The organism is Pacificitalea manganoxidans (assembly GCF_002504165.1).
In the GTDB taxonomy this organism is placed as follows: Bacteria; Pseudomonadota; Alphaproteobacteria; order Rhodobacterales; family Rhodobacteraceae; genus Pacificitalea; species Pacificitalea manganoxidans.
On record NZ_CP021404.1, the window covers coordinates 1,756,304 to 1,779,505 of the forward strand.

25 protein-coding genes and 1 tRNA gene are annotated in these 23,202 nt (G+C 64.7%); 18 read left to right on the plus strand and 8 right to left on the minus strand.

The genetic code is table 11. The features are described 5' to 3' along the window. Positions 1–211: 211 nt before the first annotated feature. Positions 212–1,315, minus strand: coding sequence for a protein kinase domain-containing protein (locus CBW24_RS08030; RefSeq protein WP_157773140.1), 1,104 nt, complete (start codon positions 1,313–1,315; stop codon positions 212–214). Positions 1,316–1,685: 370 nt separating this feature from the next. Between CBW24_RS08030 and CBW24_RS08035 the strand changes: the two genes are divergently transcribed. The 12 genes from CBW24_RS08035 (at position 1,686) to CBW24_RS08090 (ending at position 11,389) form a co-directional block, all read left to right on the plus strand. Next, positions 1,686–2,024 (plus strand): GPW/gp25 family protein, encoded by a 339-nt coding sequence (locus tag CBW24_RS08035; RefSeq protein WP_097373257.1) that lies wholly within the window; start codon positions 1,686–1,688, stop codon positions 2,022–2,024. Further along, positions 2,024–2,920 carry a baseplate assembly protein gene (locus CBW24_RS08040; protein WP_097373258.1) on the plus strand — a complete coding sequence of 299 codons (897 nt, stop codon included), beginning with the start codon at positions 2,024–2,026 and terminating at the stop codon, positions 2,918–2,920. The genes CBW24_RS08035 and CBW24_RS08040 overlap by 1 nt, the downstream gene beginning before the upstream one ends. Continuing rightward, a complete protein-coding gene (locus CBW24_RS08045) occupies positions 2,913–3,458 on the plus strand; it encodes a phage tail protein I (protein ID WP_097373259.1) in 546 nt (181 codons plus the stop codon). The genes CBW24_RS08040 and CBW24_RS08045 overlap by 8 nt, the downstream gene beginning before the upstream one ends. Continuing rightward, on the plus strand, positions 3,451–4,785 hold the full coding sequence (locus tag CBW24_RS08050; RefSeq protein ID WP_097373260.1) for a phage tail-collar fiber domain-containing protein: 1,335 nt from the start codon (positions 3,451–3,453) through the stop codon (positions 4,783–4,785). Before CBW24_RS08045 ends, CBW24_RS08050 begins: the two co-directional genes overlap by 8 nt. Positions 4,786–4,793: 8 nt before the next feature. Beyond that, complete coding sequence (locus tag CBW24_RS08055; protein WP_097373261.1) at positions 4,794–5,063, plus strand: phage tail protein; 270 nt, start codon at positions 4,794–4,796, stop codon at positions 5,061–5,063. Positions 5,064–5,146: 83 nt separating this feature from the next. After that, positions 5,147–6,682: a phage tail sheath subtilisin-like domain-containing protein gene (locus CBW24_RS08060; RefSeq protein ID WP_097373262.1), complete on the plus strand. Its 1,536-nt coding sequence runs from the start codon at positions 5,147–5,149 to the stop codon at positions 6,680–6,682. Further along, a complete protein-coding gene (locus tag CBW24_RS08065) occupies positions 6,682–7,188 on the plus strand; it encodes a phage major tail tube protein (RefSeq protein ID WP_198405145.1) in 507 nt (168 codons plus the stop codon). Before CBW24_RS08060 ends, CBW24_RS08065 begins: the two co-directional genes overlap by 1 nt. A 12-nt stretch (positions 7,189–7,200) precedes the next feature. Beyond that, the gene (locus CBW24_RS08070) at positions 7,201–7,440 is read left to right on the plus strand and encodes a phage tail assembly protein (RefSeq protein WP_157773142.1); all 240 of its coding nucleotides are present in this window, start codon (positions 7,201–7,203) and stop codon (positions 7,438–7,440) included. 126 nt (positions 7,441–7,566) lie between these two features. Continuing rightward, the gene (locus tag CBW24_RS08075; RefSeq protein WP_097373263.1) at positions 7,567–9,807 is read left to right on the plus strand and encodes a phage tail tape measure protein; all 2,241 of its coding nucleotides are present in this window, start codon (positions 7,567–7,569) and stop codon (positions 9,805–9,807) included. After that, the gene (locus CBW24_RS08080; RefSeq protein ID WP_097373264.1) at positions 9,800–10,210 is read left to right on the plus strand and encodes a phage tail protein; all 411 of its coding nucleotides are present in this window, start codon (positions 9,800–9,802) and stop codon (positions 10,208–10,210) included. Before CBW24_RS08075 ends, CBW24_RS08080 begins: the two co-directional genes overlap by 8 nt. Next, positions 10,191–10,400: a tail protein X gene (locus CBW24_RS08085; protein ID WP_232529622.1), complete on the plus strand. Its 210-nt coding sequence runs from the start codon at positions 10,191–10,193 to the stop codon at positions 10,398–10,400. Before CBW24_RS08080 ends, CBW24_RS08085 begins: the two co-directional genes overlap by 20 nt. Further along, a complete protein-coding gene (locus CBW24_RS08090; protein ID WP_198405146.1) occupies positions 10,400–11,389 on the plus strand; it encodes a phage late control D family protein in 990 nt (329 codons plus the stop codon). The genes CBW24_RS08085 and CBW24_RS08090 overlap by 1 nt, the downstream gene beginning before the upstream one ends. Positions 11,390–11,547: 158 nt before the next feature. On the opposite strand, the gene CBW24_RS08095 is transcribed toward CBW24_RS08090, so the two are convergent. After that, positions 11,548–11,624: transfer RNA gene (locus CBW24_RS08095), tRNA-Ile, on the minus strand. Positions 11,625–11,828: 204 nt separating this feature from the next. On the opposite strand from CBW24_RS08095, the gene purM reads away from it, so the two are divergent. The 3 genes from purM to rnd all read left to right on the plus strand — a co-directional run bounded on the left by purM (position 11,829) and on the right by rnd (position 14,839). Next, positions 11,829–12,875 (plus strand): phosphoribosylformylglycinamidine cyclo-ligase, encoded by a 1,047-nt coding sequence (gene purM / locus CBW24_RS08100; protein WP_088664060.1) that lies wholly within the window; start codon positions 11,829–11,831, stop codon positions 12,873–12,875. Positions 12,876–12,886: 11 nt separating this feature from the next. Then, the gene (purN, locus tag CBW24_RS08105) at positions 12,887–13,546 is read left to right on the plus strand and encodes a phosphoribosylglycinamide formyltransferase (protein ID WP_097374170.1); all 660 of its coding nucleotides are present in this window, start codon (positions 12,887–12,889) and stop codon (positions 13,544–13,546) included. 141 nt (positions 13,547–13,687) lie between these two features. Next, entirely contained in the window at positions 13,688–14,839 is a 1,152-nt protein-coding gene (gene rnd / locus CBW24_RS08110) for a ribonuclease D (protein ID WP_088664061.1), read from the plus strand. A 367-nt stretch (positions 14,840–15,206) separates the two neighbouring features. Here the strand turns inward: rnd and CBW24_RS08115 are convergent, their stop codons facing one another. The 5 genes from CBW24_RS08115 to ccmI form a co-directional block, all read right to left on the minus strand. Next, entirely contained in the window at positions 15,207–15,980 is a 774-nt protein-coding gene (locus CBW24_RS08115; RefSeq protein WP_088664062.1) for a helix-turn-helix transcriptional regulator, read from the minus strand. Between the two features lie 275 nt (positions 15,981–16,255). Further along, the gene (locus CBW24_RS08120; RefSeq protein ID WP_097373267.1) at positions 16,256–16,753 is read right to left on the minus strand and encodes a lytic transglycosylase domain-containing protein; all 498 of its coding nucleotides are present in this window, start codon (positions 16,751–16,753) and stop codon (positions 16,256–16,258) included. A gap of 136 nt (positions 16,754–16,889) precedes the next feature. Next, on the minus strand, positions 16,890–17,132 hold the full coding sequence (locus CBW24_RS08125) for a DUF1289 domain-containing protein (RefSeq protein WP_097373268.1): 243 nt from the start codon (positions 17,130–17,132) through the stop codon (positions 16,890–16,892). Then, positions 17,129–17,608: a Holliday junction resolvase RuvX gene (gene ruvX / locus CBW24_RS08130; protein WP_088664065.1), complete on the minus strand. Its 480-nt coding sequence runs from the start codon at positions 17,606–17,608 to the stop codon at positions 17,129–17,131. The genes CBW24_RS08125 and ruvX overlap by 4 nt, the downstream gene beginning before the upstream one ends. Then, positions 17,608–18,885 (minus strand): c-type cytochrome biogenesis protein CcmI, encoded by a 1,278-nt coding sequence (gene ccmI / locus CBW24_RS08135; protein WP_088664066.1) that lies wholly within the window; start codon positions 18,883–18,885, stop codon positions 17,608–17,610. The genes ruvX and ccmI overlap by 1 nt, the downstream gene beginning before the upstream one ends. Positions 18,886–19,156: 271 nt before the next feature. Here ccmI and CBW24_RS08140 point away from each other — a divergent pair, with 271 nt between their 5' ends. From CBW24_RS08140 to CBW24_RS08150, 3 genes are all read left to right on the plus strand, one after another. After that, on the plus strand, positions 19,157–19,450 hold the full coding sequence (locus CBW24_RS08140) for a hypothetical protein (RefSeq protein ID WP_088664067.1): 294 nt from the start codon (positions 19,157–19,159) through the stop codon (positions 19,448–19,450). A gap of 210 nt (positions 19,451–19,660) precedes the next feature. Beyond that, positions 19,661–20,635 carry an XdhC family protein gene (locus tag CBW24_RS08145; protein ID WP_097373269.1) on the plus strand — a complete coding sequence of 325 codons (975 nt, stop codon included), beginning with the start codon at positions 19,661–19,663 and terminating at the stop codon, positions 20,633–20,635. Position 20,636: 1 nt separating this feature from the next. After that, complete coding sequence (locus CBW24_RS08150; protein ID WP_097373270.1) at positions 20,637–21,641, plus strand: molybdopterin-binding protein; 1,005 nt, start codon at positions 20,637–20,639, stop codon at positions 21,639–21,641. A 47-nt stretch (positions 21,642–21,688) separates the two neighbouring features. On the opposite strand, the gene rimK is transcribed toward CBW24_RS08150, so the two are convergent. Then, positions 21,689–23,083 (minus strand): 30S ribosomal protein S6--L-glutamate ligase, encoded by a 1,395-nt coding sequence (gene rimK, locus CBW24_RS08155; protein ID WP_088664070.1) that lies wholly within the window; start codon positions 23,081–23,083, stop codon positions 21,689–21,691. Between the last annotated feature and the right edge of the window lie 119 nt (positions 23,084–23,202).

Here is a 23,202-nt window from a genome sequence, read left to right on the forward strand (position 1 = left end):
TCTCCAGCCTGTGGCTCACCGCTCAGCCTCCATGCCCTTCGGCAGTTCTCCAGAGAGGTTTCTATCGATTTCTCATTCTCAGCACGAGAAATTTTCCAAGTTTTTGAAAGCACTGTTGACCCGGGCCTATCGAACATACCTTGGGTTCGGGCCCTTGAAATCGATATCCACCGTGGGAGAACGTGTCGATCGTCCAGCTCACCATTTTCGATCACACCGAACCTACCTTCCGTGCTTTAATCGAGGCAAGCAACGCAAGCCGGTCAAAAATGGAGACAAACCTTTCCAACGAGTAGATGCGGCCGCCACCATTTCTGGTAAGCGGATGACCACGGACTGCAGGGTCAGGGTTTGCAAGTTGGCTGGCACACAAGACCAGCTCATCCGCGATCTCACCTTCGCCAAGCGCTTCCTTGAGTTCGAGGAGCATCTCTGAAAAAACATTCTGAAGTACCGGCAGGATTGTCATGTAGTTTCCTTCCCACCCACCTCCGAAGAGGTACGGCCAGTTCTCTCGGGAGAGCTTTCTTAGAAAGAGCTGCGTCGCCCCCATTTCAAGTCCGAAGAAAAAAATCATACTTCCTAACATGTAGCAGTCGCTGCTCATACGGCGCTGAAAAGCATCTTTGTTCACGAAGTTGTAAAGAATCTCTAAGGGGGCGTACGATCGGTCCCCCGTGAAGACCTCGTCGTCAAACGGCCCGGGATGGTCTTCACAAACTGAGCGCCCGAGGTCGGCAAGTTTGAAACCGGTTTGTTCCCCGAAATTTAGGATGTTGGAAGGCTTAAGGTCCTGATGGGTTACTCGCCTTGAATGAAGTTGATTCAGCCCTACTGACGTATGGTGTAGTGCACGTAACCACCATACAAATTTTTGGCCTGCTTGAACGTTCGGTAGACTACGGCGAACATCACCTTCAGCAAGCTCGAAGATCAGGTATGGGACTACGTCCGCCAAACCTTCGCCAAGACGTTCCTCACCGCTGTCCAAGGCAACTACGATCCTGTCCAGACGCGCCCCGGCACACAGATCGAGGATCGACACCTCAAACTGATGCTCAGCAGTAACTCGATGAAGCGCGGCCATCACATGAGCCTCACGCAAAGGCTCTGTGAGATCGATCGCTTTTAGAAAAGCTTGCTGGCCCTCTTTCTCCACAAGATATGTCTTTGAAAAGTTCCCGCCAGTACCATTGTATACCTCTTTTGCGACACCAGTCTTTGGATCCCAACCAATCGCTCGAACGACTTTCCACCCTGACTGCAGGGTCTTGCCTTCCAAACGCCATGCTCCCGCCACGCCCAGATCGTTCAATAGCTTACTCTCCAAAACCCTTCGCTTGCCACTGTGGCACTTCAGAGCCTTTTTGCGCAAGGTGTAGCGCTCTCGTGAGTGCGTTGTGTGCGAACCCCGCCCCCTATTCCAATCACAGCGATACCAGGCTGCCACTTGAACGAAACTAGGCCTCGGCTTCAGATTTCGAAAATTGCGCCGTGCAAGCGCTTAGGAAGGCGCATTGATCCTCCGCTTCCGGCGCTTGGCGGCTGCCCAGTCGAGGTCCGCTCCCTGCGCATAGCTGGCCTTGGCGCTAAACGCAGCAAAAGTCCGCTACCCGCCCTTCCTACCCAGGTCCCCCCCCAACCCGCCAGAGGACCGCGCTTAGCCGATAGGGCACACTGGCCCCATGAACGGCATCAGCGCACTCACCGGCACCTCGCTTTCGGGCATCGATCACCTGCGGCAGTCGATCCGCGACATCCTGACGACGCCGATCGGCAGCAGGGTGATGCGGCGGGACTATGGCTCGCGGCTACCGGCGCTGATTGATGCGCCGATGAATGCCGCGACCTTGCTCGATCTCTATGCGGCCACGGCGGAGGCGCTGAGCACCTGGGAGCCGCGGCTCGATCTCGAGCAGGTCACCGCCAGCAGCGCGGCCGCGGGCCATGTCGTGCTGTCGCTGAGCGGCACCTATCTGCCTGATGGCCAGGCGATCACCCTAGACGGGATCGAGGTGAACTGATGGCGGGGTTTACTGCAGTCGACCTGTCGCAGCTGGCCCCACCGGAGGTGGTCGAGCCGCTGGATTATGAGGGCATCCTGGGGGCAATGGTCAGCGACCTGCGTAATCGCGCGCCGGAGTTCGATGCTCTGGTGGAGAGTGACCCGGCCTTCAAAATCCTCGAGGTGGCAGCCTATCGCGAGCTGCTGCTGCGCCAGCGGGTCAACGAGGCTGCGCAGGGCGTGATGCTGGCCTATGCCGGTGGCGCGGATCTCGATCAGATCGGTGGGAACTTCAGCGTGGCGCGGCAGGTTCTTGATCCCGGTGATCCGGCGGCGCTCCCGCCGGTGCCCGCGACCTATGAGAGCGACACCGACTTCCGGCGTCGCATTCAGCTGTCGCCCGAGGGCTACACGGTGGCGGGCTCTGCCGGCAGCTATGTGTTCCACGCTCTGGGCGCGGATGCGGCGGTGCGCGATGCGCAGGCGGTAAGCCCGACGCCGGGTGCGGTGACGGTTTACCTGCTGGCGCGGGACGGCGATGGTGCGGCAGGCGTCGATCTGGTCGATGCGGTGCAGGCTGTGCTGTCGGCCGATGCGGTGCGCCCCATGACGGACAGTGTGACCGTGCAGTCGGCGGTCATTACCTCCTACGCTGTGACCGCAGCGCTGACGGTCTATCCCGGGCCCGATGCCGAGGTAGTGCGACAGACGGCGGTGACGGCTGCCGAGACCTATGTCGCCGCGCAGCACCGGATTGGCCATGATGTGACCCTCTCGGGGCTCTATGCGGCGCTGCACCGTCCCGGCGTGCAGAAGGTCACCCTGACCAGCCCCGCAGCAGATCTGGTGATCGGGGCAGGTGAGGCCGCGTGGTGCAGCGGCGTCACCGTCACCTTGGGCGGCACCGATGTCTGAGCTGCTCCCGCATAATGCCAGTTCAGGCGAACACGCGCTCGACGATACCACCGCCCGGCTGGGCGCGGTGCCCGTGCCTTTGCGCGATGTCTGGTCAGCGTCTGACTGTCCGGCTCAAGCCCTGCCTTGGCTCGCCTGGGCGCTGTCTGTGGATCTGTGGGAGACCGGGTGGAGCGTGGAGCAGAAGCGCGGCGCGGTGCGCAGCGCGATCGAGGTGCAGCGCCGCAAGGGCACGATTGGCGCGGTGAAGCAGGCGCTCGAGGCAATCGGTGTCGATGCCCGCGTGCTGGAATGGCATCGTCAAGACGATCCCGGTGCTGCCTTCACCTATCAGCTGCTTTTGGAAACCCGCGCCACAGCTATTGGTCTGGGCACGCTCGATACGTTGATTGCCGCCGTCGATCGGGTCAAATCCCTTCGCTCCCATCTCGACCAAATCCGATTGACCGCCGTCGCCGTGGCCCCGCCGCAAGTCGCCGTGGTGGGCACCTGCGGCCATGCCATTACCGTGAAATATATCGAGGACAGCGATGCCTGACTTCCAGACCCTGCATACCGAGGCCGGTCTCGCCGCGATCTACGCCGCATCCGGCAGTGAGCAGATCACCCTCACCCATATGGCGGTGGGCGATGGCGGCGGTCTGGACGTCATCCCCGACCCGAGCCAGACCGCGCTGGTGCGCGAGGTGTTCCGCGCCGAGATCAACCGCGTCTACAAGCCTGACCCCAGTGGCGACCCCACGCGCTTTGCCGCTGAGCTGGTGGTGCCAGCTACCGAGGGGGGCTTCACCCTGCGCGAGGTTGGTGTGTTCGACGCGGATGGCAGCCTCTTCGCGGTAGGTAACTTGCCGGCCACCTATAAACCCACCGAAGCCGATGGCGCCTATGCAGACACTGTCATCCGGCTGGAGTTCATCGTTTCCAACGCCGAGGTGATCACCCTGCGGGTCGATCCCAATGTGGCCGTGGCATCGCAACAATGGGTGGTCAATAACATCGTGGCCGCAACGGTGATCCCCGGCGGCACCACGCAGCAGGTGCTGCGCAAGGTCTCCAACGCCGATGGCGATGTGGAATGGGCCGATCCGACCGATGCCAATATCACGGTCTCCACGATCGAGGAGCGGCAGGTGCTGGCGGGTGGTCAGACGCAGGTCGATCTGACGTTGACCAACACGACTGGCCTTGCGGTTTATATCGAGGGGCTGCGGCTGCCTAATGAGGCGATTGCGGAGGGCTGGCAGCCCGATGGCAGCCTCTCGACCCGGCTGCATCTGGGGCAGAGCTATCCCGCCGGGTCAGAGCTTATCGCGGTTCAAAATGAGCCGGCCTCAGCATTGCCCGAGGCGCTGCGCAAGGATCAGAACCTCGCCGATGTGCCCGACAAGGCGGCAGGGCGCGCCAATCTCGGCGTGCCGAGCCTGGATCAGATGCGGCAGCGCACGCCGACCGGCGCGGTTATGGACTTTGCGATGCCCACCGCACCTGCAGGTTGGCTTAAATGCAATGGCGCTGAGATCAGCCGCACAGTCTATGCCGATCTCTTTAACGCAATCGGCACCATCTGGGGCGGGGGCAACGGTTCGACGACGTTCAACCTGCCAGACTTCCGTGGGGAATTTCGACGCGGCTGGGATGACGGTCGCGGTATTGATGCGGGGCGTTCCTTCGCCGCCGCACAGGCCGATGCCTTCCGCGCGCACACGCACCAACTAGTTGGCAATGATGCTGATACCGGTGGTCAGTCGCGGGCGGTGCATATCGACGATGATGGCAAGGAGGGTCGGATCGACGTGACCGAACCTACCGGAGGTAACGAAACCCGGCCGCGCAATATCGCGGTACTCACCTGCATTAAGTTCTGAGGCTCCGCATGAAGATCTACCAATATGACGTGGCCGGTGTGCTGGTGGGCAAGGCAGAGGCGGATCCCTCACCGCTGGAGCCTGGGCGCTACTTGATCCCCGCCCGCTGCACCGCGCTCGCCCCGCCGGAGGAGATCCCGGCGGATAAGACCGCGCGCTGGACCGGGGCCGGGTGGGAGCTGATCGCGCGCCCCAGCACCGCCAGTCGCGAGGATGCAGTGTCCAAGCTACAGGCCTTTCTGACCCAAAATCCCGATGTGGCCGCGCTGCTGGAATGATCCCCCAACCCGCCAGAGGATCGCACACCGACGATCTGTCATGAATGCCTGAGAGCAGATGCATTCGGGAACGGGAACAGATCATGGCCGACAAATTCTTGCATGGGGTCGAGGTGCTGGAGATCGACACGGGGCCGCGTCCGGTGCGGTCCGTGCGCTCGGGTGTGATCGGCCTCATTGGCACCGCGCCTGATGCGGCGGGTGCTACCCCAGCCAGCTTGGCGCTGGGCCGGGCTGCCACCGATACGGCGCTGACGCTGACCGCCGTCGCCGCTGGCGTCGCCGGCAGTGCGATCACTGTCGCGCTCGTCGACCCTCTGGCAAGTTCCGCCGCCCTGACTGTCACGGTCGCGGGCCGCGCCATTACCGTCGCGCTGGCCACGGATGCGAGCGGCGCGCTGACCTCGACCGCCGCAGAGGTCGCCGCCGCGCTGGGGGCCAGCCCCGAGGCCGCGGCTCTGATCACCGCCACGCATGGCGTGGGCAGCGATGGCAGCGGCGTAATGCGCGCCACGGGCACGGCGCAGGCGCTGAGCGGCGGTGCGGCAGAGCCATTTCCGCTCAACACGCCGGTGCTGATCGCAGGCAATCGCGGAGCGGCAGCCGGACTGGACACGACTGGCGCGGGAGCGGGAACGCTGCCTGCGGCGCTTGACGGGATCTTCGATCAGATCGGCGCAGTGGTGATCGTGGTCCGCGTCGCCGAGGGCGCGGATGAGGCCGAGACGCTGGCCAATATCATCGGCGGCGTCGATGCCGGGACCGGTCAGTTCGAAGGCGTGCATGCGCTGGCCGGAGCCGAAAGCGTCACCGGCTTTGCGCCTCGGATCCTCTGTGCTCCGGGTTGGACGCATCAACGCCCCGACGGCGGCGCCAACCCGGTGGTCGCCGAACTGCTGGGGCTGGCGGAACGGATGCGTGCGGTGATCATCGCCGATGGCCCCAACACCATCGATGCCGCCGCGATCGCCTGGCGCGAGGATTGGGGCAGCGACCGGATCTTTGTCATCGATCCGTGGGTCACGGTCTACGCTGCCGATGGCACCACCCGCGCCGAGCCTGCCTCCGCCCGCGTCGCAGGGATGATCGCGCGCAGCGACAATGATCGCGGCTTTTGGCATTCGCCTTCGAACCAGGTGATGAATGGCATCACCGGCACCGCGCGCGCGGTCGACTTCAAGCTGGGCGATGCGAATGCGCGCGCCAACCTTCTTAACGAGCAGGAGGTGGCGACGATCATCCGGCAGGATGGCTACCGGCTTTGGGGCAACCGTTCCACCGCCGCCGATCCGAAATGGGCCTTTCTCTCGGTGCGCCGGACGGCCGATATCATCAACGAAAGCCTGCAGCGCGCCCATCTTTGGGCTGTCGATCGCAATATCACCCGGACCTATCTGGAGGACGTGACCGAAGGCGTAAACGCCTATCTGCGCGATCTGGTGAGCCTTGGCGCGATCCTGGGCGGCACATGCTGGCCCGATCCCGATCTCAACAGCGCCGCCAACATCGCCCAGGGCAAGGTGTTCTTCAACTTCGACTTCACCCCGCCTTATCCCGCCGAGCACATCACCTTCCGCTCGCATCTCGTCAACACCTACATCTCGGAGGTATTTGCCTGATGGCCGCCCGCGACGTTCTTAAGAATATCAATCTCTTCGTCGACGGGCGCGGCTATGCCGGGCAGATCGACGAATACAATGCCCCCGATCTGACGCTGCAGCTCGAAGATTACCGTGCTGGCGGGATGGATGCGCCCATCGCCATCGAGATGGGGCAGGAGGCGCTGGAGACGAGCTTCCAGTTGATCAGCTATGATGCGGATGTGCTGGCGCTCTGGGGTGTGGCCGAGGGCGCGAGCGTGCCGCTTACGGTGCGCGGCGCGCTCGAAAGCTTCGACGGCACGGTGAAGCCGGTGCTGCACCAGATGCGGGGGCGGATCACCAGCATGCAGCGCGGCGCATGGACCCCCGGCTCCAAGCCCGCGCTAACCGTCACCCTGCGCCTGACCTATTACAAAGAAACCCATAACGGCAGCGTGCTTCATGAGATCGACGTGGAGAACATGGTGCGCATCGTCAACGGCACCGACCGGCTCGCCGCGCAGCGCGAAGCGCTGGGGCTGTAAGGAGACATGGACATGACCAAGACCATCGAACTGGAGCGCGGCGTCGAGATCGCCGGCGCCCGCGTCATGACGCTGACCATGCGCGAGCCGACGGTAGATGATCAGATCATTGCCGGTGAAACCAAAGGGGGCAGCGCCCTGCAGGAGGTGACGCTCTTGGCGAACCTCTGCGAGGTTGCGCCTGCCGATATCCGGCGTCTGGCAATGCGGGATTACGTAAAGCTGCAGAAAGCCTACGCGGCTTTTCTCTGATCGCTCCTGACGAGATCCGCGCCGGCGTTCTGGTGCTGGCGCGGTTCACCGGCTGGGGCTGGGGCGAGATAGCAGCAATGCCCACCAGCCGGTTCTTGTGGTGGTTGCAGGGGATGCCAAAGCGCGATGTCTAGAAATCAGCGTCTCGACGCGACGATCACCGTTGGCAGCGTCCTGCAAGCCTCCGTGAAGCGCAACTTCAGCGTCATCCAAGGCGGGCTCGATGCTGTGGGCTCGGAGTTGCGCGAAGTGACGAAGCGGCAGCGCGAGATGTCGAAGCAGAGTGCTTCGCTGCGCAAGGCCGGGCAGAATGTCGAGCACCTCGACCACGAATATGCCCAGCTGGGTCGGACGCTGGACGAGCTGCGCCGCAAGCAGCAACGCTTCGAGCGGGCGCAGCGGGCGGCCAATCAGGTCGGGCGTAGCTTCAACCGGGCGGCCTCGGATATCGGACGCGTTGCCCGCGGGGCCGCAATCGGCGTCACCGCGCTGGGCGGCGCGCTCTACAAGCCGGTGATGATCGCGGCAGAGTTCGAGCAGAACATGGATCGGGTCGGCGCGGTTGCGCGCGCCACCGAGGCTGAGCTGGCAGCGATGACAGCCACGGCGCGCGAGCTCGGAGCCTCGACCAGCTGGTCGGCCAGCGACGCGGCGGACGGCATGCAATATCTCGCGATGGCAGGCTTTGACGTGAATGAGATCATCGCCGCGATGCCGGGGATGCTTGATCTGGCGACGGCCGGGGCGATCGAACTCGGTGACGCGGCTGATATCGCCTCGAACGTGCTGACCGGCTTCGGGCTGAACGCCGGGGACATGGTCCGGATCGGCGACACGATGGCCAACACCTTCACCACCTCCAACACCACACTCGAAAGCCTCGGGCATACGATGAAGTATGTCGCGCCCGTCGCAAACTCACTTGGCGTGAGCATTGATGAAGTCGCGGCGATGGCGGGCAAGCTCGGGGATGCTGGTATCCAGGGCGAGATGGCGGGCACGGCGCTGCGCGCGATTATGGTGCGGTTGTCTGCGCCCACCAGCAAAGCCTCCGATGCGCTGGATCAGCTTGGTGTAAAAACCAAGGACGCGGCCGGCAACATGCGGCCAGTCTTTGATATTATGACGGACATCCAGAAATCGATGGAAGGGATGGGCACGGCCGATCGGGGTGAGATCGGTTCCGTGATCTTTGGGGTGGAAGCGCTGAGCGCAGCGACTGTTCTGCTGGGCGAAGCCAGCAGCGGCTCTCTGGCGGACTATGTCGAGCGGCTGGGCAAAGCAGGCACGGTCAGCGAGGTGGCGCGCCGACAGAACGACAACTTCATGGGCGCGCTGCGCCGCCTCCGCAGCGTGTTGGAGGAAGTGGCCATCACGGTGGGCGATCAGCTGTTGCCGGTGCTGTCGACGACCTTCGACGATCTCGGCTCCTACCTGACCGAGAACCGCGACAAGATCGAAGACTTCGCGACCAGTCTCGCCGATGGGCTGCGTGGCGCGATCCCGATCCTAAAGGACATTGGCAGCGGACTTGGAACTGTCGCGGTGAAGGTGGGCGACATCACCGCGCAGGTGGCGGATATGGTCGGCGGCTGGGAGAATTTCGGCATCCTGATCGGCGGAGCGCTTCTTACCAAGGTCATGATCTCCGTGGGTCGGATGATCGGCTCGGTGGGGCGTTTTGGGTTCGCGGTCGCAGGGTTGGTGGGTAAGATCGGCGGTATCGGCACGGCCATGAGTGGCGCAGCGACCAAGACCGAACTGGCCGCCACCCGCATGAACACCGCCATGAGCCGGATCAAGTTCGGCGCGGCCCTGGCTGCGATGCAGACCGCACTGGCGATCAACAACATGCCCGAAGATCCGGAGGAGCGTGAAGCCTGGCAGAAGAAAAATGCCGAGGGCATGGAGAGCCGGCTGCGCAATACGCCCATCGTCGGCGGCGCAATGCGAACCTATGAGGGCGTGCGCGACTGGTATCATGACGATACGGGCGACACACCGCCGCTGGCGTTCCCCTCCAACCATCCGATGGCGCAGAAGCGCGCGGTGGGCGGCGCATTCGCTCCCGGGCCGTTGTTGGTGGGCGAGCGCGGGCCGGAACGCATGTGGGCCGATCGCGCGGGTTATGTCGAGAACAATCGCTCGCTGGAGCGCGCGGCCCGGTTGGCCGCTCGAGCACGGGCAGGCTTGAGCGAGAGCCTGAGCGGCGGGTTGCGCAGTGGCGGTGCCACAACGATCAACGTCACCATAAATGCGCTGGGCACGTCCGCCCGTGAGGTCATCCAGGAGATCGAGCGCATCCAGCGCCGCGCCGCCAGCGGCGCGCTCTTCGACGGTCCGACCACATGGGGGCAGTATGGCTGAGGCGATGTTGCAGCTTGGGGCCTATCAGTTCGCGGTCAGCGCCGCGGCCTATCAGGATCTGACCCGCCGCGCCGAATATCGGTGGGCGGCGCAGGAACGGGTCGGGGCGACTGACGCGCTGCAGTTCACAGGCTTCGGCGCCGAAAGCATAGAGCTGCGCGGGGTGATTTACCCCTTCTACAAAGGCGGGCTGGAGCAGCTGGACCGGTTGCGCGCGCAGTCAGCACTTGGGGTGCCACTGCCGTTGATCTCGGGACAAGGCCGGGTGCTAGGCCTCTGGGTGGTGCTGGAGGTGATCGAGGGGCAGAAGGTTTTCGCCCCCGGCGGGGTGCCGCGCCGCCAGGACTTCGAGATGCGCCTGCGCCGCTATGATGGAGGCTTGCGTGCTCTTCTACCGTTCTAAGAATGGCGACACCGTCGATCGTATCGTCTGGGCGCATTACGGCCGCCAACCGGCCGCGCTGATCGACGCGGTGCTGAAGGCCAATCCGGGGCTGGCCGGGCAGGGGGCGCTTCTACCGGCTGGCCTGCGCATCGCACTGCCGGAGTTCGCCGAGGATCCCGACACTGCGAGCGTTCGCCTGTGGGATTGATGGACTGGAAGCCAGCCTTTGCCATCCGCGTCGATGGGCAGGACATCACCGCACCGATTACCGCGCGGCTGGTCTCGCTCAGCCTGTCGGATGAGGCTGGCGTCACCTCCGACAGTGTCGAGATTACGCTCGCCGACCATCTTGGGCTGGCGCGGCTCGCGGTGCCGCGCACCGGTGCGGTGCTGAGTGTGGCGCTGGGATACGGCTTCGGGCTGAAGAATATGGGGCTCTACACCGTCGAGGAGGTCGAGATGGAGGGTCCGCCCAATCAGATGCGGATCCGCGGCGCCGCGCTGATCACCGGCGGGGTCACCTCGCTGACCGCGCAGCGCTCGCGCAGCTGGCCTGAGGGCACGACCATCGCCGATCTGGTGGCCACTATCGCCGGGGAGCATGGCCTAGATCCGGCGGTGTCTGACAGCCTCGCGCGTGTCGCGCTGCCGCATCTCGACCAGATCGACGAAAGCGACATCAACCTGCTGACCCGGGTCGCACATGACCATGACGCCATCGCCAAGCCCGGCGGCGGCAAGCTGGTCTTTGCCCTGCGCGGTGAAAGTTTGACCGTCTCGGGCCAGCCGATGCCGGTAGTGGCTCTCACCCCGGCGCAGGTCAGCAGCTGGCGGGTGCAGATCAAGACCCGGGCCACGGCGGGCACGGTCGTTGCTGTGTGGCGTGATCAGCAGGCCGCCGAGGATGTCGAGGAGACCGCAGGCGAGGGCGACCCCCTGCGCCGCCTGCGCGAGCGCTTCACCAGCGCTGAGGCCGCGCGCGCCGCTGCCCGCGCCGAATGGACCCGCGCTAGCCGTGCTGGCACCCAGCTTTCGCTATCGCTGCCGGGCAACCCCGATCTGGTCGCCGAAGGCCGCGTGCAGCTCACAGGCTTCCGACCCGGGGTGGATGGCAACTGGCTAGTAACCGGCGTCGAACATCAGCTCGACAGCGGCGGCTATCGCTGCCGGCTGCGCGGGGAAGTAGGGGAGGATTGAACTCGCGCGGATAGATCGGGTCAGCGATTGAATGGAGAAAGGCGCAGGTGGATCGAATCTCGTGGTCCACTTTCTCTGTAACCCACTGAAAACTATAAACGCGACCGGCGGTCGCGTGGGTCACTTATTGCTTGATTTTAAACGATATTTTGGCGGTATGGTAGGCCCGGCAGGACTTGAACCCGCAACCAAAGCGTTATGAGCGCTCTGCTCTAACCAATTGAGCTACAGGCCCGCCTGCGCGTTCGCTTAGGGCATCGGGCGGAGCGGCGTCAAGGGGCGGGGCGAGGTTGATGCGGGGCGTCGGGGCGGGCAGGGTTTGCGCGGCTTTGTCATGCGGATCGGCGGGGCATGCACGGAGCAGGTTCCCTTTGGGCGCGCGATGGCTTAGAGCATCGCGCAAATCGGAACACCACATTGGATCACCGGGGATGACTGCATGACCGAGGGCAAGAACGGGCTCACCTACAGCCAGTCGGGCGTCGATATCGACGCGGGCAACGCGCTGGTGGAGGCGATCAAGCCGGCCGCGAAGGCCACGCAACGCGCGGGCGTGATGGCGGGGCTGGGCGGCTTCGGCGGTCTGTTCGATCTGAAGGCCGCGGGCTACAGCGATCCGGTTCTGGTGGCCGCGACCGACGGCGTCGGCACCAAGCTGCGCATTGCGATCGACACGGGCGAAACCGGCGGGGTCGGCATCGACCTTGTTGCGATGTGCGTCAACGATCTGGTCTGTCAGGGCGCGGAGCCGCTGTTCTTCCTCGACTATTTCGCGACCGGCAAGCTCGATGTCCCGGCGGCGGCCAAGATCATCGACGGCATCGCGGAGGGCTGCAAACGCTCCGGCGCGGCTCTGATCGGGGGCGAGACGGCGGAAATGCCGGGCATGTATGACGGCAAGGATTTCGACCTTGCAGGCTTTGCCGTGGGCGCGATGGAGCGGGGGCAGGCGCTGCCTGCGGGCGTCGCGAAGGGCGATGTGCTGCTGGGATTGGCCTCAAACGGCGTGCATTCCAATGGCTATTCGCTGGTGCGCAAGGTCGTCTCGGTTCTGGGGCTGGGCTGGCAGGGTCGGGCGCCGTTCGGCTCCGGCACGCTGGGCGAGGAATTGCTGAAACCCACGCGCATCTATGTCAAACCCGCACTGGCCGCGATCCGCGCAGGCGGGGTGCATGGGCTGGCCCATATCACCGGCGGCGGGCTGACCGAAAACCTGCCCCGCGTTCTGCCCGAAGGTCTGGGCTGCCATGTCGATCTGGATGCGTGGTCGCTGCCGCCCGTGTTCCGCTGGCTGGCTGAGAGCGGCGGGCTGAAGGAAAGCGAATTGCTGAAAACCTTCAACGCCGGGATCGGCATGGTGCTGGTCGTAGCACCCGATGCCGCCGACAGCCTGACATCGCTTTTGAAGGCCGGTGGCGAGACGGTGCATCGCATCGGCACGGTGACCGAGGGCGAGGGCGTCAGCTACTCGGGTGCTCTGCTCTGATGGAGATGGCCGTGGGCAAGAAGCGCGTCGCGATCATGATCTCGGGCGGCGGCTCCAATATGCTGGCGCTGCTTGAGGACATGGCGCGGCCCGATCACCCCGCCGCGCCCTGTCTGGTGCTGTCCAACGATCCCGGTGCCGCCGGGATCGCGCGTGCGTCGGCGCGCGGCGTGGCAACGGATGCGGTCAGCCACAAGCCGTTCGGCAAGGACCGCGCGGCGTTTGAGGCTGAATTGACCGCGCGGCTGGAAGCGGCCAACCCCGATATCATCTGCCTTGCCGGGTTCATGCGGGTGCTGACCGAAGGCTTCGTGACCCGCTGGCAGGGGCGGATGCTGAACATCCATCCTTCGCTTCTGCCCAAGTATCGCGGTTTGCACACCCATGCCCGCGCGCTGGAGGCCGGCGAGGCAGAGCATGGCTGCTCCGTGCACGAGGTCACGCCGGAGCTTGATGACGGGCCGATCCTGGGCCAGGCGCGGGTGCCGGTGCGTGCAGGCGATACTGCGGAAGCGCTGGCCGCACGGGTGTTGGGGCAGGAACATCGGCTTTACCCGGCTGTGCTGCGGCGTTTCGCGGCGGGCGACCGGCGTCCGGTCTGGCTGGACTTCGACGGGCGGCACGAGGCCCCCGAGCGCGGCGCTGCGGGGGGACCGGGGGCGGTGAGTTGAGCCGGGGCTGCAACACCCTCGACTTAATTGCATATTCCCTTTGCACCGACCGACGGTTGCAGGAACAGTGACGGCCATGATTGACGATATTTGCTTCTCCGGCCGTGTGTGGGCCGCTCTGACCTCGCACCGGAACCCGCTATGAGAACACTGACCAAGACCGAAGACCTCGCCGAGTTTTGCCGGGAGGCCGCGCGCCACGACTATGTGACGCTGGACACCGAGTTCCTGCGCGAGCGGACGTATTATTCCAAACTGTGTCTGGTGCAGATGGCCATCGCGGGGGATGGCGAGGCAGTGCTGGTCGATCCGCTGGCCGAGGGGCTGGACCTTGCGCCGCTCTATGATTTGTTCCGCGACACGTCGGTGGTAAAGGTGTTCCACGCCGCGCGGCAGGATCTGGAGATCTTCTTTGTCGAGGCGGGCGTATTCCCCGAGCCGCTTTTCGATACGCAGGTCGCTGCGATGGTCTGCGGTTTTGGCGAACAGGTGGGCTACGAGACGCTTGTCAAACGCATCGCGAAAGGCACCGTCGACAAAAGCTCCCGCTTTACCGATTGGTCCCGGCGGCCGTTGTCGGATGCGCAGAAAACCTATGCGCTGGCCGATGTGACCCATTTGCGCGTGATCTACGAATTCCTGCGTGACGAGTTGGAAAAATCCGGCCGGGACCGCTGGCTGCGCGAAGAGCTGGGGGTTCTGACCGATCCCGAAACCTACACCGTGCGTCCGCATGAAGCATGGCAGCGGGTCAAGACGCGCACCAATTCCGGCCGGTTCATGGCAGTGGTGCAGGCGCTGGCCGAGTTCCGCGAATCCTACGCGCAAGAACGCAACATCCCGCGCAACCGCGTCTACAAGGACGATGCCCTGCTGGAAATGGCGTCAACCAAGCCCCGCAATGCCGCCGACCTGAACCGCTCGCGCCTGCTGCTGCGCGAGGCGCGCAAGGGGCCGATTGCCGACGGTATTCTGGAGGCCGTGACCCGTGGGCTGGAGGCCGACCCCGCCACCTTCCCCGAGGTGGATCGCCGCCGCGAGAAGCTACAGGTCAATCCGGCATTGGCCGATCTGCTGCGGGTGCTGCTGAAGGCAAAGTCCGAGGCATCCGGCGTGGCGCAGAAACTGATCGCCACCGCGTCTGATCTGGACATGATCGCCGCGGGCGAACGGGACGTTGCGGCCCTGCGTGGATGGCGGGCAGAGGTGTTCGGCGACGATGCGCTGCGGCTCTGCGCGGGTAAGATCGCTCTGGCCGCGCATAAAGCCGAAGTGCGCCTGATCGAGCTGTAATTCAAGATTTCAGTTGGCTGACCACAAATGCGCCTGCGGAGAACGCGGGCGCATTTTTTGTGGGCTGGCCAACAGCATGTCAGTGAAGCGTGCCACGCAGGGGGCCCGGTGCCGACCTGCGAGATGAAATTATCCCCCAGGCCGACGGTCCGGTCACCCGGAGCGCCCGTGCAGACCCGAATCCGAGGTCCATCCGAGCATGTTCCTTGGCTAATCGCCACCACTCACGGAACGCTGAGATTGTGCCATTCAACTCCTGGTAAGGAAAGTCCGGAATTCCGTACTTCCCTAGGAATTTCTGGGGGATGCACCTGCGACTTCGGGTTGTTTGTTACGCAATTTGCGTGATCTCAGGGCAAGTTGGGGATCAGGGTTGCCGCACACCACGCGGGGCGCCATTAACCAGATACATCTGGTTTTGAACCGACGCTTTCAGCACCGCTTGGGCCGTCGTCTCGACATTCAGGGTTTCGCGGGCAAGGCGCAGATGTTTCTCCACCGTCGCAGGCTGTAAGCCCATGATCTGTGCGATGTCCTGAATGGTCTTTCCGTCGCCGGTCCATTCCAGCACCTCGCGCTGCCGGTCTGTCAGGCTGTTACGGGCATAGGGCATATGGATCAGCTTCAAATGCAGCACATTGTTCATCGCCGCGATCCGCCCACCGTGATGCTGCCAGACCTCGTCTATGTCGGTTTGGGACAGGCCGCGCGCGGCGGTCAGCGCGATAGCGCCTTTTGCCCGGCGCGATTGTTCGGGAAAGCTGATGGAATAGCCCGCTGTGACGCCGTGGCGCAGGTTAAATTCATAAACCCGTCGTTCCGCCGCGGTCATCATGCCGCCTTGGGATTGTTCTTGCAGCCAGCGCCATGAACAGGCGCCATCGTTTTCCAGCGCCCAGCGAACCATTGGCGCATGGTGGTAATGGTTTTGGTCCAGAAAGGTCTGGATATATTCGGGCGCGTGATTGGTGAGGATCAGCATATCCGCCGGATTGCCAAGCGATGTCGGCGTGCGGTAGCGGGTAAAGCCATACAGCAGGCGGTCAAAGCCGTAGCTTGCCATCTGGTCGCAATGAAACTGCCATACCTCATCGACCGTCCTGCATTGGGTCAGTCGCTCGATATATTCTTCTAGTCCCATGACACTCGTCACTTTCACCTCTTGCAGATTGATAATCCGCAGAATGGGATCGTGTCGAGAAACTCTATGCAAAAGAGCAAATAGGAATCATTTAGGGTAGTTTCCCGGAAATCGGAAACAATCACAGGATGCAAATACTCGCAGCGCTCCAACATCGTGCTATCTTAGTGTCAGCAGGATGTAGACAAGCATACAGGCGTACCGATTTTCACGCATCTACCAATCATCCGGTAGAATCAGTGCCTTGTGGGGTCCCTCGGAGTCCGTTGCCCCGGTCAGGCGGAGCGAAGCCCGGTTTCGACCAACAGTCCCCGCCGCTTGGCCTCGTAATAGTAGCCTTTCGCATACCACATCACCGCGCGATCCGGATTTCCGTCCGACACCATCCATGCGCCTTTGAGGTATTTCACCGCGTAGCGCAAATTCGTATCGGCATCGAGCAGGCCTTCGGCTGGGCCGCGATAACCCATCGTGCGGGCCGTTTGCGGGAGGATCTGCATAAGCCCGTAATAGGGACCATTGCGAGCGCCGGGCTGGTGGCGGCTTTCCCGGATCACAACGCGGTGGATCAGGCTTACCGGCACATCGTAGAGCCGCGCGTATTTATTGATGAGCAGCCGAAGTTCCGGCGTTTCATTGGCGTGCAACGGGGTGGCGAATGCCACCTTCCGGCTTACCTCGGCGCTGCCGCCGGGGCCTGCCGCGCCACAGGCGGATAGCAAGGGCAGGGCGGCAAGGCCGAACAGGGCGGTGCGGCGGGAAAGTCGGGTCATGGGGCGCGCTCACGGCTGTGTCATCCGGCGCGATCTAACCGCGATTGGAAGGGTCGGCCAAGCGTGTTGAGACAGGGGTGGCGGCGGTCCGCCTATTGCGGTGCCGGGGCTGCGATGCGCAGCGCTTCGCGTCCGCTCAATCCTCGGATCGGCGCAGCCGCGCGGCCCGGCCACCGCGACGGCGCGGGGCCACCTGATCCTTGCGCGCTGGCAGGTCGGCCATCACGGCGCGGCGTTCGTCAGCGGACATCAGGCTCCAGCCGCCGATCTCATTGATCGAACGCAGACAGCCAAGGCAAAGCCTGCTTTTTGGATCGATCACGCAGACCTTGATGCACGGACTTTCGATCTCGTCGCGTTTCCAGACCTCGTCACTCATGCGGAGGCCCTCAGATGTCGCAGCCGGTCCAGCGCCCCTTGCAGGATATATCCAGCGGCGACCTGATCGATGACTTCGGCGCGCTTGCGGCGGGAGGCATCCGCCTCCAGCAACGCACGTTCCGCCGCCACGGTGGACAGCCGTTCATCCCAGAACGCAATCGGCAGGTCGATCAGCGTCGCCAGATTGCGGGCAAAGGCGCGGGTCGATTGGCAGCGCGGCCCTTCCGACCCGTCCATATTGCGCGGCAGGCCAAGGATGATCCCCGCGAGTTCCCGCGTCTGCGCGATTTCAACCAAGCGCGCCGCGTCGAGCGTGAACTTCTTGCGCCGGATCACTTCGGTCGGGGTCGCGGCTGACAGCAGCCGGTCCGAAATGGCGACGCCGATGGTTTTGGTGCCCAGATCCAGCCCGGCAATCGCGCGACCGGGAGCAAGCGCGGCGGCGAAATCGGCGATATCGTCATGAATAGGCATCAGTTCGCGCCTCCGGCAGCGGCGGCGTCATCCAGCAGCGCCTGCGCATCGGCATCGCCAACAAAGACCTCGCGCGCTTCGGTGCGGATCGCGCTGGCCCGCTCCGTTTGGCCCAGCACGCCAAGCGCGCGGATCAGACGGGCCCAATCCTCGACCGGGCCGCCCTCATCCGCCAGCCGCGCGGCAAGCCCTTCGACCATGCCTTCGATCATCGCGTTGCGGTCGCCTTCGTCCAGTTCCGCGGCGGCGGCAACGTCTTCGGCGGTGGGGCCAGGTTGTGCCACCCCGCCGGGGATGCGTTCCGGGATGGCGGGCATCTCAAAGGTCTCGCCCGCGCGGATCGCGACCGTTTCGATCTGCGACAGGATCGGATCGATCCACGGCGCATCGCGCGGACCTTCGCGCAGCAGCGGCAGCCAGAACCGATAGGCCAGATCCGGACGCCCCGTCTGCGCATGCAACAGCCCGGCATAGTAACGCGCCGGGCCGTTCTGCCGGTCGCGTTGCAGCGCGGCGCTCAGCGCTTCTTCGGCTTCGGGGGAGACATAGCCCCCCGCGGCACTGACCTGCAGATCGGCAAGTTCGGCGTAATCCTCCGCGCTGCTTGTGTCGCCCATAAGCGCGATCACGCGGGCCTGCGCGGGCCAAGCGGCGCGATACCGTCCCAGTGCGGCCTCGTTACGGGCCAGCAGGCGATAGCCTTCCAGATCGTCGGGGCGGGTTTCCAGCGCGGCGCGCAGCTTGCCCATCAGATCGGTGAATTCAGGTGCGGCGGTGCGGGGCAATTCCGGCCCGAGCGAGGCTTCGGCCTCGGCCTGATCGGGGCGGGTTTCACGCGCCTCGCGCGCAGCGTCGAGCCGGGCGGCCAGCGGCAGATCCCCGTAGCCCGGCGCCCCGATCCGGGCGTAAAGCGCAAGCGAGCCGACACAGACCAACACCAGCGCGAGCGCCATCATCACGAGCGTGGCCCCACGCGGCGCGCGGCGGGGGGCGGTCGCGTCCTCATCGTCGTTGCGATCCGCGTCGAGCAAGCGGCGCGAGACTTCGGTGCGCAGGCGCTCGGCCTCATCCGCGCTTAGAACGCCGCGCTCCAGATCGCGCTCCACGCCCGCCAGCTGATCGCGATACAGCGCCAGTTCGGGACGCGGGGCGGGCGTGTCTACAGTCGCAGCGTCGTCCGACATCGTTCCTGTCGCGCCGCGCCCACGCCACATCGCGACAGCCAGCGGCACGGCAACCAGCAACGACAGGGCAAGAGCGATGAACCAAAACAGCATGACGGACCTCGAACAGGGTTGGCGGCAAATGCGGACGGAGCAGGGAATACGGTGTTTCGGCCCGCGAAGGTAGCCCCTGCGACCATCCCCCACGGGGGCGTGAACAGCGCGCATCCCCGGCGGATGGGGCAGGGGTGTTGCGCGGGCGCAACGTCGCAGCGGGCGCGTGAGGCTTATCGGGCGGCTATGTCATAAAACATCCGTCCGCGTGGAACTATGCTTAAACTTCGGGCGTTCTCCGGCCAATACGACATCAATCGGAGCGCCTGACATGGCTGAGTATAACAGCACCACCAACACCACCAATACCACCCCGCCCGAGCGCCGCAGCGGCACCGGCATCGCGTTCATCGTCGGCGCGCTGGTCGTGGCCGTTCTGGTTCTGGCATGGTTTTTCTTTGCTGGCGCCGACCCCGACACCAGCGCCACCACTGGCGGCGGTGACATCGACGTTTCTGTCGAGGCACCTGACACCGGTGCGTCCGAGGCTGTCGAAGGCGCTGCCGAAAGCGTTGGCGAAGCCGCCGAGAACGTGGAAGGCGCTGCGGAAGAGGCTGCGAACTAATCCCGGCCTGACTGTAGTAGCGACAATTCAGGAGCGTCCCCGCCGGGGCGCTCCTTTTTCGTTTTGGGCGGGCCTGCCTTTGACAGGGTGAAACTGCGCGACTTTCGTCGGGGGGGGGCGGCGCGAGGGCTTTTGCCTGCTGCGCGAAGCGGTCATGCTGCGCCACAACGCGCCCTCTTTGCGACGGGTCCGAACCGAACAGGCAGACACATGGCAGAGCATTTCGACGACATTCCCGCAATTGCGCTTGGCTGGCACCGCGACGGCACCGGGGCGGCGCTGGCCACTGTGGTTCAGACATGGGGATCGGCCCCGCGCGGTGTCGGCAGTCAGTTGGCGATTTCGGGACAGGGCGATATCGCGGGCTCCGTCTCGGGCGGCTGTGTCGAGGGCGCGGTGGTGGTCGAGGCGCTCGACGCGCTGGAAGACGGCGCACCGCGCCTGTTGGAATACGGTGTCAGCGATGATGACGCTTTCGCCGTCGGGCTGGCCTGTGGCGGCACGATCCGCATCCTTGTCGAGCCTGTGGGTGCGGCGCTGCCGGAAGCTCTGTTGTCTGATCTGGTCGCCGCACGGCAGGCCCGCCGCGCCGTGGCCTATGTCGTGGACACCGAAACCTGGACGCGGCGGCTGGTCGGGCCCGACGATAGCATAGCGCAGGCCCGGTTTCGCAGCGACCAAAGCGGGTTCGAGAGGGCGGAGTTCGTCGCCATTCACAACCCGCCTTTGCGGATGATCGTCGTCGGCGCGGTGCATATCGCCCAACCCTTGGTGGCGATGGCGCGGCTTGCGGGGTTCGACCCGATGCTCATCGACCCGCGCGAGACATTCGGCGCGCAGGCCCGGTTTCCGGGTGAGGTAATTTCCCATGACTGGCCGGATGAGGCGATGGCGGCGCAGGGCATTGATGCGCGCACGGCCATTGTCACCCTGACCCATGACCCCAAGATCGACGATCCGGCGATCATCACCGCGCTGCGATCTGATGCGTTTTATCTGGGATCGCTCGGCTCCACCCGCACCCATGCCAAACGGGTCGAACGGCTGACCCAGCAGGGGTTCTCGGAGGCTGAAATCGCCCGCATCCATGCGCCGGTCGGGCTCGATATCGGGGGGCGCAGCCCGGCGGAGATCGCCGTGTCCATCATGGCGGAGATCGTCCGGGTTCTGCGGAAGGGCGCCTAAGATGCGGTTCGGTCCGGTCCCGGTCGGGGAGGCCGCCGGTGCGATCCTTGCTCATTCCATGCGGATCGGCGCGCGACGGCTCAAAAAGGGCGTGGTGTTGAACGCCGACGATATCGTCGCGCTGCAGGCGGCGGGCGAAGCGCGGATCACGGTGGCGCGGCTGGAACCCGGTGATATCGCCGAGGACGCCGCCGCCGCCGAACTTGCCCATGCCTTGGTCCCTGATCCCAAGGCCGCCGGGTTGCAGGTGGGCCGCGCGTTTACCGGGCGCGTGAACCTGCATGCCACCCGGCCCGGTATCCTGCATGTCGATGCGTCGGCGGTGCATGCGCTTAACCGGGTCGATCCGGCGATCACGCTGGCCACGCTGGCGCCGTTGACACGGGTCAGCGCGCGGCTTCTGGCGGGCACGGTCAAGATCATCGCCTATGCCGTGCCGGGGACCGCGCTGGAGACCGCCTGCGCGGCGGTGGCGGGCCGCGATGCCCTGCGGGTTCTACCCGTCATCCGTCGCCGCGCCGGGCTGATACTGACCGAAGTGCCGGGGCAGAAGCCGTCGCTATCGGTCAAGGGCCGCGCGGCGGTCGAGACACGTTTGCAGGCGCTGGGAATGGAACTGGCCGAGTGCCGCGCCGTCGCGCACGATACCGACGCGATCGCGGCGGCCTTGCCCGCAGTCGCGGGCGATATGGTGCTGATCCTTACCGGGTCCGCCACATCCGATCTGCGCGACACCGCGCCGGAGGCCGTGCGCGCCGCAGGCGGGCAGGTCGCGCGGTTCGGGATGCCCGTGGATCCCGGCAATCTGCTGTTCACCGCGCATCTCGGCGAGCGGCCTGTGATCGGCCTGCCCGGCTGTGCCCGCTCGCCCGCGCTCAATGGCGCGGATTGGGTTTTGGAGCGGATCGCCTGCGGTCTGGAGGTGGGCGACGACGACATTGCCATGCTGGGAGTGGGCGGGCTGCTGAAAGAGATCCCTATCCGTCCGCAGCCCCGCGAAGGTTAGGCCCGTCAGGCGGCGCGCCGCGCGTCAGCAACGCCGCCTTTCGACTTCTAGCTTTTCGCGGTGCGGCGGCGCGCCGGGGCGGGGCGGACCTTCTTCTCGACCTCGGACATGATGATCTCGGCCACGTTCTTGCGGGAGCTTTTCTCGATGCCTTCGAGGCCGGGGGAACTGTTGACCTCCAGCACCTTCGGGCCGTCACTGGCGCGCAGCAAATCGACACCGGCCATATTCAGGCGGAATGCCTTGGCGGCCCGGATCGCGGTTTCACGCTCGTCCTTGGTGATGCGCACGGTTTCGGCGGTGCCGCCCTGATGCAGGTTGGAGCGGAAGTCCCCGGGTGCGGCGGTGCGGCGCATAGCAGCCACCACCTTGGACCCCACGACAAAGCAGCGAATGTCTTCGCCTGCCGCTTCCTTGACGAAATCCTGCACGAGGAAGTTCGCGCGCAGGCCGCGGAACGCGGAAATCACCGACTCCGCCGCCTTCTTGGTCTCGGCAAGGACCACGCCTTTGCCTTGGGTCGATTCCAGCAATTTGACGATCAGCGGTGCGGTGCCGACCAGTCCGATCAGGTTGCCGGTATCCTTGGGCGAGTTGGCGAAGGCCGTCGTGGGCATGCCGATGCGATGCCGCGCGAGGATCTGATGCGCATGCAGCTTGTCGCGGCTGGCGGTGATGCCTTCGGAGCCGTTGACGCAATAGGTGCCGATGGTTTCGAACTGCCGGATGACCGCCGTGCCGTAGGGCGTGATCGAGGCGCCGATGCGCGGGATCACGGCGTCATAGCGGGGCAGGCGGCGGCCGTCGTAATGCACTTCAGGGGCCAGCGCATTCAGCGCCATGTAGCATCGTGTGGTGTCGATCACTTCGACAACATGGCCGCGCTTCTCACCTTCGGAAACCAGTCGCGTGGTGGAATAGTTGTTGGGCTCGCGCGACAGCACGGCGATGCGTAGCGCGCGCTGCGGCTGGGCTTCGCGCACACGGGCGGAATGATAGACCTGATAGTCCAGTTCCGGCTGGCAGAAGCTTTCCGATGGCGCGACGACGATATCCTCGGGCAGAGCCTGCCGCCCCAGCAGCATGCGATAGGCCATCGTATACCGGTCGGTCAGCGTGATCTCGATCGGCCAGCTGCGCCCCCCCACGGAAATGGTGGTCCCGATAACGTAGCGCAGTTCCGTCTCACCGTTGGAGGAGGTGACCTCCCTCCGGTCGATGATTTCGGCGGAGCAGGGGATGACCGGCTCATCGCGGCCCGGCACCGGATGCACGGCAAACCGCACGCGGGGTTTATGCTTGGGGCCGAACGGCTCGATGTCGAAGGCATGCAGCGCGGAGGTGCGCGCGCCGGTATCGACCTTAGCCTTCAGCGCGGGCAGGCCCAGATCGCTGAGGCTGACCCATTCTTCCCAGCCAAGGCGGAACGGTTGGTCACTCATGGTCTAGGGTCCTTTCATCGGGCGCGCGGGAGGGCGCGGCATGGGGGTCGCGGGGAAGGAGGATAGCAGCGGTCGGGTCAGCGGTCATTACAGCGGGCGAGGCGTGGCTCGGGTCACGG